Here is a 13278-nt window from a genome sequence, read left to right as displayed (position 1 = left end):
TTGGCGAAGACTGCCCCCTTCCGCCTTCATCTTGCCATCGCCAAATCCTCATTTGTCGTCACCTCCCTCGATAGATTCCGGTGTCCGTACAATTCGTGCAGCTTCGAGCATCGCCTCAGCCGCAGTTTCCATCGAATTGCGAACAGGTTCCATCCAGAGACGCGCATAGATTGCTGTCGTCTGCGTTGATTTGTGGTTCAGCGATCGGCCGATCACCGACAGATTCGCGCCGGTCCCCGCCTGCCACGACCCCATCGTGCGACGAAGATCATGCAACCGAAGATCGGCAATGCCGGCCTTATCAAGAATGATCTTCCATGCCTTCTTCGGCGAAACGAGATGCCCCGCCTCGCCCGAGCCCGGAAACACGAACGGCGAGCCCCCTCGATCCTTACCCCGCCCTCGCAGAATAGCCGCCACATCCGGAACCAGAGGAACGCTTTGCGGCGTTCCATTTTTCGTATCCGGGATACGCCACTCCGCTCGGTCGAGATTCACCTGATCCCAACGCATCGCAAGAACATTCCCTCTGCGCGCGCCAGTCAACAGGCTGACCAAGATGTAGTCCCGCACCGTGGCATTCGGATACGCCAACACCTGTTCGAAGAACTTCGGCAGTTCGTCCGGCTGCAGGAAGCGATCCCGGCTGACTTCGCTATGTTTGCGGATACCGTGGCATGGATTCATCTGGCTCCAGATTCCCCATTCGATCGCCTTGCCAAAGATACTGCTGACAAGCGCAAGCACCCGGTTCGCCATCACCTTGTGATCCTTGCTGATCTTGGTGAACAGTTGAGCAACCGTCGCCTTCGTGATCTCCGATAGCTGCCGCGACGCGAGGTTGATACCGTCCCCATTACTGGAAAGGTATTTCTCGAATTTCTGCTTGTCTTCCGCTGCCGTCTTTTTGTGCGGAACGCTGTGATTCTCGTAGTACTGGTCAAACAGCTCGCCAAAAGTCATCTCCGCGCGGCGGGCACGCTTCAGATCGGCTGGATTCGTCCCACCGGCGATGTCTGCGATCAGAGTCAGAGCTTGCGTCCTCGCTTTATCGACCGTCAGATCGGGATAGCGCCCAATCTTGATCCGCTCGGGCTTACGATTGACTTTCCGATAGAGAATGAACGTCTTGACGCCGCTCGGGCCGATGCCGATCGCTAGACCGCTCACCTTCGTGTCGTAGTAATACTTCCAGCCCTTCTCTGGCATCGGCAACGCTTCGATCGCCGCTTTCGTAAAATTCAGGGCGTCCTTGCCCGCCCGCTGCTTTTTCTCGCTATCGCTCATCGTTGCTACCATTTTGCTACTACGTGTAGCGTTGTGGGTCGGAACACAAAATCGCAGTGAGCTTAAATTTTACATCAAATCAATGGCTTATGATTTTTATCGATCACCAATGACGTTGAGAATAGCAGGAGCACCCGATTTGGGATCAGAGGGTCGTAGGTTCGAATCCTATCGCTCCGACCAAGGAATCAAGGGGTTACGGTTTATACCGTAGCCCCTTTTCCATTTCTGGGCCCGTTAAGCGTCAACCGGGATTCCGGTTCGCAGCGCCTCGATTCATTGTAGGGATCAATTGGGGCATCGACGCTACAACGATCCACCCAGCCCTCGGCGGCCCTATTTCGAAGGTCGGCACAAAGCAAGTGGCTTACGGCCTTTCGCTTCAAATGCAGGAAAGGCTGACTGGAAACGACCGAGCGCCCGCCTGGCCGGCCCATCGAATCACCGACGGCATACGGGCCAACAAGCCATCCGCAGCCCGCATACGGCACTTGCAGGAACACGCGATAATGCGCGTGGACAACCTGCATCCGCGCATGAAAAACAACATTCTCAAGACCGCCCTCTGCGCATCGCTGCTCGCGCTCGCGACTGCCGGCACCGCGTCGGCCAAAGCGCTCGACGACGCACTCGACTGCCACTCGACCGGCCACAAATTCGTCGCGCCGCTGCTCGCCGCCGGCGACATCCAGTCGGAGCCGATGCATGTCGAATCGAACTCGGTCAATGCATTCCGCACGAGCCACACGCTGACGGCGTACGGCTTCGGCGTCTATGTCGTACTCGGATACCAGGCGAACGACCCGATCTTCCGTCCGGGCGACGGCACGCCGATCGGCGACTGGGCCTATGGCGTCGTGGTACGGGGCACGAAAAGCGCGGTGGAAGAAGCCGTGCGCAAAGCCGGCAGCGATGCGACCGTCAAGCAGGCGTTTCCGTTCCTGACCGCGATCGTCTGTTCGTCGGACTGAGCGGCCGCTAGGACGATCATGCGGCAAGCCTGAGGGGCAGCAAGCCTGCCTGCTGCCCGGCCCCTCCCAGCCCCGCTATCGACCTTTTAGGCGCCGGTATACACCACGCGATACGGGATACCGACCTTTTCCCACTCGGCCGCCTCCTGGCTGAGGCTATAGTCGGTCAGCGGGTTCTGCTCGACCCACGCGCTCGGCAGGCGCACTTCATACCCACCTTTCTTCATCTGCGAAACGGAAATGTCCGGCAGCCCGGCATCGGTCCGGCGCCGGCACAGCAGCGCCGCAAGTCGCAGGCAGAACAGCAGCGGCCACTCGACCTCGCGCGCCTGCGACAGCTTGCCGAGCTTGCCGGCGTGACCGAGCACGAGCGCGGCGAGGCGCGCCTGGTCGGTGCGCGAAAAACCCGGCATGTCCGCGTTGCTCGCAATATAAGCCGAGTGCTTGTGATACGCGCTGTGCGAGATCGACAAACCGATCTCGTGCAACGCGGCCGCCCAGCCGAGGAACATCCGCCCTTCCTCGCGCGCCTCTTCGTCGGCTTCCTCGAGTTCGTCGTAGAAACGCCCCGCCAGCGCGCCGATCCGCTCGGCCTGCGCACGATCGACACCGTAGCGGCGCGTGAAGCCCTCGACGGTGACCGCACGCATGTCCTCGTGCTGCGTCCGGCCGAGCAGGTCGTACAGCACACCGAGACGCAGCGCGCCGTCGGTCGTATCGACGTAGTCGACGCCGAGCTCCTCGAACACCGCGAGCATGATCGCGAGGCCGCCCGCGAGCACCGGCACGCGATCGGGCTTCAGTGCGATCAGCTTCAGCCGGTTGACGTTCTCCGACTTGATCAGCGCGCGCTTCAGCCGCTCGAGACCGCCGCGCGAAATGCCGTGCGTGATGCCGGGATCGTTGAAGCCGTTTGCCTCGACGAGTTCCGCGAGCGCACGCGCGGTGCCCGACGAGCCGATCGCCTGGTCCCAGCCGGCCTTCTTGTACTCGCTTGAAATGATCTGGATCTCGCGCTTGGCCGCGAGCTCGGCCTGCCGCATCGTGTATTCGTCGACGTTGCCGGCCGGAAAGAAGGTGCGGCTGTGGCTCACGCAGCCGATATAGAGGCTCTCCATCACGATCGGCGTGTAGTGCGAGCCGATGATGAATTCGGTGGAGCCGCCGCCGATGTCGACGACGAGCCGCTTGCCCGCGCTCGCGGGCACCGAATGCGCGGCACCCGCATAGATCAGCCGCGCTTCTTCGCGGCCCGCAATCACTTCGATCGGGAAACCCAGTGCCGCTTCGGCCTCGCCGAGAAATTCGCCCGCGTTCTTCGCGACACGCAGCGTGTTCGTCGCCACCGCGCGCACGTGATCGGGATGGAAATCGCGCAGGCGCTCGCCGAACCGCTTGAGCGCTTCCCAGCCACGCTCCTGCGACGCGCGATCGAGCATCTTGTCACTCGACAGGCCCGCGGCCAGCCGGACGGGCTCGCGCAGCGCGTCGACGGGATAGATCTGGCTGCCCGCCGGCGTTTCCTCGACGCGACCGACGATCAGCCGGAAGCTGTTCGAGCCGAGATCCACGGCAGCCAGCAAGTGGGGGGTTGTAACCATCAGAAGGGGGCTCCGTGCGCGTTCGCCCGCGGCGGCCGGTGCGACAGCCGTGGGTGATCAATCAAAGGCGACATTTTAAGCGTGGAACGCTTGCCGTTGCCACGCTTCACGGGCATGCATACTGCTCGTTTGCATATAGCCGAAACATTTATGAGACGAAACGGTTACAGCGTAGAATTTCCCGATATAAATACACTACTGTCATCAGCACGTCATCGTACCGTGAGAGTTTCCGAGCGTCCTTTCGAATCATCGCCCGAATCACCCCCTACTCTGCCGATGTCCGTCCGTTATCCGCTTCTCAATCGTGAACTCGGCATCCTCGGTTTCAACGAGCGCGTGCTGGCCCAGGCAGCCGATCCGCAAGTCCCGTTGCTCGAGCGTCTCCGCTTCATCTGCATCACCAGCAGCAACCTCGACGAATTCTTCGAAGTCCGGATGGCCGGGCTGCAGGAGCAGATCCGCGACAACCCCGGCGCACTGACGCCCGACGGCATGTCGTTACAACATGCTTACGACCTCGTCGTCGAACGCGCGCAGCGGCTCGTCCATCGACAGTACACGATGCTGCACGAAACCGTGCTGCCCGCGCTCGAACAGGAAGGCATCTACTTCCACGCGAGCGACACGTGGAACGACGAGCAACTCGAATGGGCGCGCCGCTACTTCCTCGACGAGCTGCTGCCGGTGCTCACGCCGATCGGCCTCGATCCCGCCCACCCGTTCCCGCGCGTGCTGAACAAGAGCCTGAACTTCGTCGTCGAGCTCGAAGGCCGTGACGCATTCGGCCGCCAGGCCGTGATGGGCATCGTGCAGGCGCCGCGCGCGCTGCCGCGTGTCGTGCGCATGCCGCACGCGCTGTCGGGCTTCGAGCACGGCTTCGTGCTGTTGAGCTCATTCATGCAGCGCTTCGTCGGCGAACTCTTCCCGCAGCTGAGCGTGAAGAGCTGCAACCAGTTCCGCATCACGCGCAACAGCGAGCTGTTCGTCGACGAGGACGAAATCACGAACCTGCGCGTCGCACTGCAGGGCGAACTACCCGCGCGCCACCTCGGCAATGCAGTGCGCCTTGAGGTGTCGGCCGACACGCCGCCGCACATCGTGCGCCGCCTGCTCGAGGAAAGCGAACTCGGCGAGAAGGATTGCTATCGCGTGGCCGGATCGGTGAACCTCGTGCGGCTGATGCAGATTCCCGATCTCGTCGATCGCCCCGACCTGAAATTCACGCCGTTCACCGCGTCGACTCCGTCCGCGATCACGAACGCGCCGACGATGTTCGACGCGATCGACAACGGCGACATCCTGCTGCACCACCCGTACGAGAGCTTCCAGCCGGTGCTCGAACTGCTGCAGCAGGCCGCGAAGGATCCAAGCGTCGTCGCGATCAAGCAGACGATCTACCGCACCGGCACCGATTCGCCGCTGATGGACGCGCTGATGGAAGCCGCGCGCAACGGCAAGGAAGTGACCGTCGTCGTCGAGCTGCTCGCGCGCTTCGACGAGGAAACCAACATCAACTGGGCGTCGCAGCTCGAAGCCGTCGGCGCGCATGTCGTGTACGGCGTGGTCGGCCACAAGTGCCACGCGAAGATGATGCTGATCGTGCGGCGCGTCGTGCAGGCCGGCAAGGCGTCGCTGCGCCGCTACGTGCACCTCGGCACCGGCAACTACCACCCGCGCACGGCACGCCTCTACACCGACTTCGGTCTGATGACGGCCGACCAGAAGATCTGCGAGGACGTCCATCACGTGTTCCAGCAGCTGACCGGCATCGGCGGCGAACTCACGCTGCACGAGCTGTGGCAGTCGCCGTTCACGCTGCATCCGCGCATCATCGATTCGATCCGCGCGGAGATCGACAATGCACGCGCCGGCAAGCGCGCGCGCGTCGTCGCGAAGATGAACGCGCTGCTGGAGCCGACGGTGATCGCGGCGCTGTACGAAGCGTCGCAGGCCGGCGTCAAGGTCGACCTGATCGTGCGCGGTGTCTGCGCGCTGAAGCCGGGCGTGCCGGGGCTGTCGGAAAACATCACCGTGCGCTCGATCGTCGGCCGCTTCCTCGAGCACCACCGGATCTACTATTTCCACGCGAACGGTGCCGAGGACGTCTATCTGTCGAGCGCCGACTGGATGGACCGCAACCTGTTCCGCCGCGTCGAAGTCGCGTTCCCGATCCGCGATCGCAAGCTCAAGCGGCGCGTGATCGCCGAAGGGCTGTCGGTGTGCCTCGGCGACAACCAGTCGGCGTGGCAGATGCAAAGCGACGGCCACTACCGCCGCCGTCGCGCCGGCAAGACGATCCGCAACGCGCAACTCGGGTTGCTCGCGAAGTTCTGCTCTTGAATCGGTAGCGCGGCGCGCGTCGCGCACCGCGTCGCTCCAAATAAAAAACGCAGCCCGCGGGCTGCGTTTTTTGTTGCGAACCCGGCATGCCGCCGCTCGCCAAAGAGCGACGGATGCCGTTACGCGATCATGCCTCGTAAGCGGCCGGCCGGATCGCGATGATGCGCGCGCCCGGGAAGCGTGCGGTGAACGTGCTGCCGCGCCCTTCCTCGCTCTGCACGTACAGGTGCGCGTCGTGCCGCTGCAGCACGTGCTTGACGATCGCAAGGCCGAGCCCCGTGCCGCCGGTGTCGCGCGAACGGCTGCGGTCGACGCGGTAGAAGCGTTCGGTGAGCCGCGGCAGGTCGGCGGCCGGGATGCCGAAGCCGCTGTCCGTGACGGAAAACACACCCTGTGCACCTTCGCGCCGCCACGTCACGACGATCTTGCCGCCTTCCGGCGTATAGCGGATCGCATTCGTGACGAGATTCGCGAACGCGCTGAACAGCTCCGTCTGCGCGCCGGTGACGCCGAGCGTCTCGTCGATCGCGAACGCGATGTCGTGATGCCCGTTCGACAGCGTCTGCGCGTCCTCCTTCAGATGGTCGAACACGGCACGCATGTCGATCGCGCGATCGAGCGGCGGCTTGCTCTCGCCTTCCAGCTTCGCGAGCACCAGCAGGTCGGTGACGATGTGCCGCATCCGCGAGGCCTGCTGCTCCATCATGTCGAGATAGCGCGCACGGTCTTCCTCGTTCAGCGGCAGCTCACGCATCGTCTCGAGAAACCCCGACAGCACGGTGAGCGGCGTCTTCAACTCGTGCGACACGTTCGCGACGAAGTCGCGCCGCATCGCATCGGTCCGCTCGAGCTCGGTGATGTCCTGCGTGAGCAGCAGCTTGCGGTTCTCGCCGTACGGAAACACCTGCACTTCCAGCACGTTCTGCCGCGAATCGCCCATGCCGCGCATCACGAGCGTCTCGTCGTAATGTTGCGCGTTCAGATAGCGGACGAACTCGGGATGGCGTACCAGGTTGGTGATGTGCTGGCGCAGGTCGCGCTTCGCGTCGAGGCCGAAATGAACCTCGGCGATCGCGTTGCACCACTCGATCTGGTCGTGATCGTCGAGCATCGCGACGCCGTTCGGCGATGCCTGGATCGCCTGGATGAAGCGCGAATGCTGCTGTTCGACCTGACGCACCTGCGCATGCCACTGCTTCGCGAGCTTGTGCAGACGATAGTAGATCTCGCCCCAGATGCCCGGCGCGCTCGGCACCTCGCCATAGACCGGCGCATCGAGCAGCCGCCACAGACGCTGCGTATGAAAGGTGCTGAAAAAGCCCTGCGCGATCAGCATCACGACCACGAACACGAGGCCCGCGGTCGGGCCGGCGAAAACGCCGACCAATACGCCGATCAGCACGAGCAGCACGAGCGACACCAGAAAGCGCGCCCAGATGATGTTCATGATTCAGCGCCCGAAAGAATGAACGGCATGCCGTGGCACACGGCATGCGTGGATACGTTACGCGTGCTTGGCGAGCCGGTAGCCGCTGCCGCGCACGGTCTCGATCATCGCATCGCAGCCGGCCGGTTTCAAGGCCGCGCGCAATCGTTTGATGTGCACGTCGACGGTGCGCTCCTCGACGAACACGTGGTCGCCCCACACCTGGTCGAGCAGTTGCGTGCGGCTGTGCACGCGCTCCGGATGCGTCATGAAGAAATGCAGCAGGCGGAACTCGGTCGGGCCGAGATCGAGCTTGATCTCGCTGCCTTCCGCATGCGCGGCGACGCGATGCGTGGCCGGGTCGAGGCGCAGCCCGTTGATCGACACGACGTCCTCGGTCAGCTGCGGCGCGCGGCGGCGCAGCACGGCCTTGATCCGCGCCATCAGTTCCTTCGGCGAGAACGGCTTCGTCACGTAGTCGTCCGCGCCGATTTCGAGGCCGAGCACCTTGTCCTGCTCGTCGCCGCGGGCGGTGAGCATGATGATCGGGATGTGCTTGGTCCGTTCGTTGTTGCGCAGGTCGCGCGCGAACGCAATACCGGACTTGCCCGGCAGCATCCAGTCGAGCAGCACGAGATCGGGCAGCACGTCGCTGATCAGGTTCTGCGCCTGTTCGGCGTTGTACGCCCGAATCGGGCAGTGACCGGCGTGCTGGAGATTCACCGAGATCAGTTCGGAAATCGCGGGCTCATCTTCAACGACGAGAATGTTGCTGGGCATCGGCACCTCTGTTCTTCCTATGGAGTCGATTAACTGTTGGCTTCGCGATCGAGCGTGTCGCGCGGCTGGTGCCGCACGTCGGTGCCCTTCACGATGTAGATGATGAATTCGGCGATGTTCTTCGCGTGGTCGCCGATCCGCTCGATCGCCTTCGCGATGAACAGGTAGTCGAGGCCGACCGAGATCGTGCGCGGATCTTCCTGCATGTACGACACGAGCTTGCGCACGAACGCGCGGAATTCCATGTCGATTTCCTTGTCGTCCTTGACGATCTGCGCGGCGGCCACCGTATCGAGGCGCGCGAATGCGTCGAGCGCGCGGCGCAGGATCGTCACGGCCATCTCGCCCGACACCTTGATCTCGGCGATGTTGACCGCACGCGCGGCCGGCTCGTCGACCAGGCGGCGCACGCGCTTCGCGATCTTCTCGGCCTCGTCGCCTGCGCGCTCGAGGTTCGTAATCGTTTTCGAAATCGACATCAAAAGGCGCAGGTCACGCGCGGCAGGCTGCCTCCGCGCGATGATGTTGCCGCACTCCTGGTCGATGTCGACTTCCATCGTGTTCAGGACTTCCTCGTTCGCGATCACCTTCTCGGCCGCATCGCGATCGAATTCGTTCAGTGCGTGCATCGCGCCGACGATCTGCGACTCGACGAGCCCGCCCATTTCCAGCACTTTCGACGACACCGCGTTGAGATCGGCGTCGAACTGGCTCGACAGATGTTTATCCGACATGGCTGTTGTTCTCCGTCATCAGCCGAAGCGGCCGGTGATGTAGTCTTCCGTTTCCTTGCGCACCGGCTTGATGAAGATCTTTTCGGTCTCGCCGAATTCGATCAACTCGCCCAGGTACATGTAGGCCGTGAAATCCGAGCAGCGTGCGGCCTGCTGCATGTTGTGCGTGACGATCACGACCGTGTAGTCGCTCTTCAGCTCCGCGATCAGCTCTTCGATGCGGCCCGTCGAGATCGGGTCGAGCGCCGAGCACGGTTCGTCGAGCAGCAGCACTTCCGGACGGATCGCGATGCCGCGCGCAATGCACAGACGCTGCTGCTGGCCGCCCGAGAGGCCGTAGCCGCTCTGGTTCAGCTTGTCCTTCACTTCGTTCCACAGCGCGGCCTTCGTCAGCGCCCACTCGACGCGGTCGTCCATTTCCGAGCGCGTGAGCTTTTCGAACATCTTCACGCCGAACGCGATGTTGTCGTAGATCGACATCGGGAACGGCGTCGGCTTCTGGAACACCATGCCGATCCGCGCGCGCAGCAGCGAGATGTCGCGCTTCGTCGTCAGCAGGTTCTCGCCGTCCATCAGGATTTCGCCTTCGGCGCGCTGCTCCGGATAGAGCGCGAACATCTTGTTGAACGTGCGCAGCAGCGTCGACTTGCCGCAGCCCGACGGGCCGATGAACGCCGTCACCTTCCCTTCGGGAATGCTCAGGTTGATGTTCTTCAGCGCATGGAACTTGTTGTAGAAGAAGTTGAGGTTGTTGACCTCGATCTTCGCGTTCAGCGGCTCGAGCGGACGGCCGTGCGCCGCATCTTGCGTGCCGGCCGGCGCTGCAGTGCGCTCGACAGGATTCAGGTGGCTTTCTGCCATATTCATCGGATTGCTCCGCCGTTACTTTTTCGAGAAGATCGAGCGCGCCAGGATGTTGAGTCCAAGCACCCCGAGCGTAATCAGGAACACGCCCGCCCATGCGAGCGACTGCCATTCGGCAAACGGGCTCATCGCGAACTTGTAGATCGTGACGGGCAGGTTCGCCATCGGCTGGCTCATGTCCCACGAGAAGAACTGGTTCGACAGCGCGGTGAACAGCAGCGGCGCCGTTTCGCCGGCGATCCGCGCGACGGCAAGCAGCACACCCGTGATGATCCCGCCGACCGACGCGCGCAGCGTGATCTTCAGCACCATGCGCCACTTCGGCGTGCCGAGCGCGAAGGCTGCTTCGCGCAGCGCGTTCGGCACGAGCTTCAGCATGTTCTCGGTCGTGCGGATCACGATCGGAATCTGCAGCAGCGCGAGCGCGATCACGCCGGCCCAGCCCGAGAAGCGCCCCGACTTCGCAACGACGATTGCGTACACGAACAGGCCGATGACGATCGACGGCGCGGACAGCAGGATGTCGTTGATGAAGCGGATCGTGCTCGCCAACAGGTTCTTCTGGCCGTATTCGGCGAGATAGACGCCCGCGAGGATACCGATCGGCGTGCCGACCAGCGTACCGAAGCCGCACAGCAGCAGGCTGCCGACGATCGCGTTCGCGAGACCGCCGCCTTCCGTGTTCGGCGCCGGCGTCGATTCGGTGAACAGCTGCAGCGACAGGCCGCCGACGCCGAGATGCACCGTCGTGTAGAGAATCCACACGAGCCACAGCAGGCCGAAGGCCATCGCGGCGAGCGACGCGGTCAGCGCGATCGCATTGACGGCCTTGCGCTTGCGCTGCAGGCGGTTGCGCATCGCGTCGAGCACGGCGCCGTCCGGCCCCGGGAAATTCATGATGGGCTCGCTCATTTCTTGCCCTCTCCCTTCTCGAGACGAAGCAGCAGCAGTTTGGAGATGGTCAGCACGACGAACGTGATCACGAACAGGATCAGGCCCAGTTCCATCAGCGCGGACGTATGCAGGCCCGGCTGCGCTTCCGCGAATTCGTTCGCGAGCGCCGACGTGATGCTGTTGCCCGGTGCGAACAGCGACACGCTGTCGAGCAGGTTCGTGTTGCCGATCACGAAGGTCACGGCCATCGTCTCGCCGAGCGCGCGGCCGAGGCCGAGCATCACGCCGCCGATCACGCCGGTCTTCGTATAGGGCAGCACGACCTTCCACATCACTTCCCAGGTCGTGCAGCCGATGCCGTACGCCGATTCCTTCAGCAGCACGGGCGTGACTTCGAACACGTCACGCATCACCGATGCGATGTACGGGATGATCATGATCGCGAGGATCACGCCGGCTGCCAGGATGCCGATACCGATCGGCGGGCCGGCGGTCAGCGGGCCGAGAATCCACACGTCCTTGAACAGGCGGCCGATCGGCTTCTGGAAATATTCCGCGAAGATCGGCGCGAACACGAGCAGGCCCCACATGCCGTAGACGATCGACGGAATCGCGGCGAGCAGCTCGATCGCGATGCCGAGCGGGCGGCGCAGCCAGACGGGCGACAGCTCGGTGAGGAACAGCGCGATGCCGAAGCTGACCGGTACGGCGATGACGAGCGCGATGATCGACGTCACGATCGTGCCGTAGATCGGCACGAGCGCGCCGTAGATGTCCGAGTTGGGATCCCACTCGGATTGCAACAGGAAGCCGAGGCCGAACTTCTGGATGGTCGGCATCGACGCGATGATCAGGGAAACGATGATCCCGCCGAGCAGCAGCAGGGTCACGATGGCGGCAAGCCGTGCAAGACCGCCGAATACGACATCCCCGAGGCGGCTCGGCGCGCGTTGCTGCGCAACGTCGGCGGACCGTGAGGACGTATAGGAAATATCAGACATGGGTGCCTGCTTTTGATTGCCGGGCGCCGTAACGCCCGGCTTTACCGCACACACTGCCCGACCGGCACGGCCGGGCAGCGAACCGCTGCAATGCTTACTCGGCGGCGACCGGCTTGCCCGAAGCGTCCGTCACCTTGATCTTCCACTGCTTGCGGATTTCCGCTTCGACTGCCGGCGGCAGCGAGATGTAGTCGAGGCTGTCGGCAGCCTTCTCGCCGTTCTTGAACGCCCAGCTGAAGAACTTCAGCGTTTCGACGCCCTGCTCCGGCTTGTCCTGCTTCGCGTGCAGCAGCACGAACGTCGCGCCGACGACCGGCCATGCTTCCTTGCCCGGCTGGTTCGTCAGGATCTGGTAGAACGACTTCGACCAGTTCGCGCCGGCAGCAGCGGCCTTGAACGTTTCCGTCTTCGGCTCGACCACCGTGCCCGTCGAGTTCTTCAGCGCGGTGTAGACCATGTTGTTCTTCTTCGCGTACGCCCATTCGACGTAGCCGACTGCGCCCGGCAGGCGCTGCACGAACGCTGCGACGCCGTCGTTGCCCTTGCCGCCCGTGCCCGTCGGCCAGTTGACCGTCGTGCCTTCGCCGACCTTCGACTTCCACTCGTCGTTGACCTTCGACAGGTAGTTCGTCCAGATGAAGCTCGTGCCCGAGCCGTCAGCGCGGCGAACCACGGCGATGTCCGTGTCCGGCAGCTTGACCTTCGGGTTCAGCGCGGCGATCGCCGGGTCGTTCCACTTCTTGATCTTGCCGAGGTAGATGTCGCCGAGCACCGGGCCCGACAGCGTCAGTTCACCCGGCTTCACGCCCGGCACGTTGACGACCGGCACCACGCCGCCGACCACCGTCGGGAACTGGAACAGGCCTTCCTTCGCGAGCTCGTCATCCTTCAGCGGAGCGTCAGAACCGGCAAAATCGACCGTCTTCGCGACGATCTGCTTCAGGCCGCCCGACGAGCCGATGCCTTGGTAGTTGACCTTCGCGCCGCCGGTCTGCTGGTAGTCAGCAGCCCATTTCGTATAGATCGGCATCGCGAACGTGCTGCCTGCGCCCGTGATGTCGGCAGCGTGAGCGGCGACGGCGAAAAGCGCGCCAGCCAGGCCGGCAATCGCGGTTTGCATCAATTTCATGAGACCTCCAGTGTGTGAGCGGATGACTACGGCACCGCGAAGGTTAGGGGCTCCTCATGACGGTAATGTGACAATCGATGAAACTGGCGTGACAGTAACATGACTGGTTGAAAGGGAGTATCGGGTGCGGTGTGCGCGGCGCCCGGACGGCGCCGGAACAGCGGTGGCGGCAAGAATTGCCTGCCTGGAAGGGACGGGATGACGACCCGTTTCACATGGGTGCGAGCGGATCGTAGCGCGGTGTCTGC

The 13278-nt window shown here is 63.2% G+C and carries 11 protein-coding genes; 2 read left to right on the top strand and 9 right to left on the bottom strand.

All coding sequences use genetic code 11. From position 1 onward, the window contains the following. Positions 1 to 48: 48 nt before the first annotated feature. Entirely contained in the window at positions 49 to 1287 is a 1239-nt protein-coding gene (locus CFB50_RS06890; RefSeq protein WP_089446052.1) for a tyrosine-type recombinase/integrase, read from the bottom strand. A gap of 536 nt (positions 1288 to 1823) precedes the next feature. Between CFB50_RS06890 and CFB50_RS06885 the strand changes: the two genes are divergently transcribed. Then, on the top strand, positions 1824 to 2258 hold the full coding sequence (locus tag CFB50_RS06885; protein WP_089446051.1) for a hypothetical protein: 435 nt from the start codon (positions 1824 to 1826) through the stop codon (positions 2256 to 2258). A gap of 86 nt (positions 2259 to 2344) precedes the next feature. Here the strand turns inward: CFB50_RS06885 and ppx are convergent, their stop codons facing one another. Further along, a complete protein-coding gene (gene ppx, locus CFB50_RS06880) occupies positions 2345 to 3859 on the bottom strand; it encodes an exopolyphosphatase (RefSeq protein WP_046545374.1) in 1515 nt (504 codons plus the stop codon). Between the two features lie 279 nt (positions 3860 to 4138). Between ppx and ppk1 the strand changes: the two genes are divergently transcribed. Beyond that, positions 4139 to 6202, top strand: coding sequence for a polyphosphate kinase 1 (ppk1, locus tag CFB50_RS06875; RefSeq protein WP_089445339.1), 2064 nt, complete (start codon positions 4139 to 4141; stop codon positions 6200 to 6202). Between the two features lie 127 nt (positions 6203 to 6329). Here ppk1 and phoR read toward each other — a convergent pair whose 3' ends face one another. The 7 genes from phoR to pstS form a co-directional block, all read right to left on the bottom strand. Then, positions 6330 to 7649: a phosphate regulon sensor histidine kinase PhoR gene (gene phoR / locus CFB50_RS06870; protein ID WP_069247655.1), complete on the bottom strand. Its 1320-nt coding sequence runs from the start codon at positions 7647 to 7649 to the stop codon at positions 6330 to 6332. Positions 7650 to 7706: 57 nt separating this feature from the next. Continuing rightward, positions 7707 to 8408 (bottom strand): phosphate regulon transcriptional regulator PhoB, encoded by a 702-nt coding sequence (gene phoB / locus CFB50_RS06865; protein WP_027787869.1) that lies wholly within the window; start codon positions 8406 to 8408, stop codon positions 7707 to 7709. Positions 8409 to 8437: 29 nt separating this feature from the next. After that, on the bottom strand, positions 8438 to 9142 hold the full coding sequence (gene phoU / locus CFB50_RS06860) for a phosphate signaling complex protein PhoU (RefSeq protein WP_069247654.1): 705 nt from the start codon (positions 9140 to 9142) through the stop codon (positions 8438 to 8440). Positions 9143 to 9160: 18 nt separating this feature from the next. Beyond that, positions 9161 to 10009, bottom strand: a complete 849-nt coding sequence (gene pstB / locus CFB50_RS06855) for a phosphate ABC transporter ATP-binding protein PstB (protein ID WP_069247653.1) — start codon at positions 10007 to 10009, stop codon at positions 9161 to 9163. Positions 10010 to 10024: 15 nt separating this feature from the next. Beyond that, entirely contained in the window at positions 10025 to 10918 is an 894-nt protein-coding gene (pstA, locus tag CFB50_RS06850; protein WP_069247652.1) for a phosphate ABC transporter permease PstA, read from the bottom strand. After that, positions 10915 to 11901: a phosphate ABC transporter permease PstC gene (gene pstC / locus CFB50_RS06845; RefSeq protein ID WP_089445338.1), complete on the bottom strand. Its 987-nt coding sequence runs from the start codon at positions 11899 to 11901 to the stop codon at positions 10915 to 10917. The genes pstA and pstC overlap by 4 nt, the downstream gene beginning before the upstream one ends. A 94-nt stretch (positions 11902 to 11995) precedes the next feature. After that, positions 11996 to 13030, bottom strand: coding sequence for a phosphate ABC transporter substrate-binding protein PstS (gene pstS / locus CFB50_RS06840; RefSeq protein WP_069247650.1), 1035 nt, complete (start codon positions 13028 to 13030; stop codon positions 11996 to 11998). Positions 13031 to 13278: the final 248 nt, after the last annotated feature.

The sequence above is a fragment of the Burkholderia sp. AU33423 genome, assembly GCF_002223135.1.
Taxonomy (GTDB): Bacteria; Pseudomonadota; Gammaproteobacteria; order Burkholderiales; family Burkholderiaceae; genus Burkholderia; species Burkholderia lata_D.
This window is presented reverse-complemented; position numbering and strand designations above follow the sequence as displayed.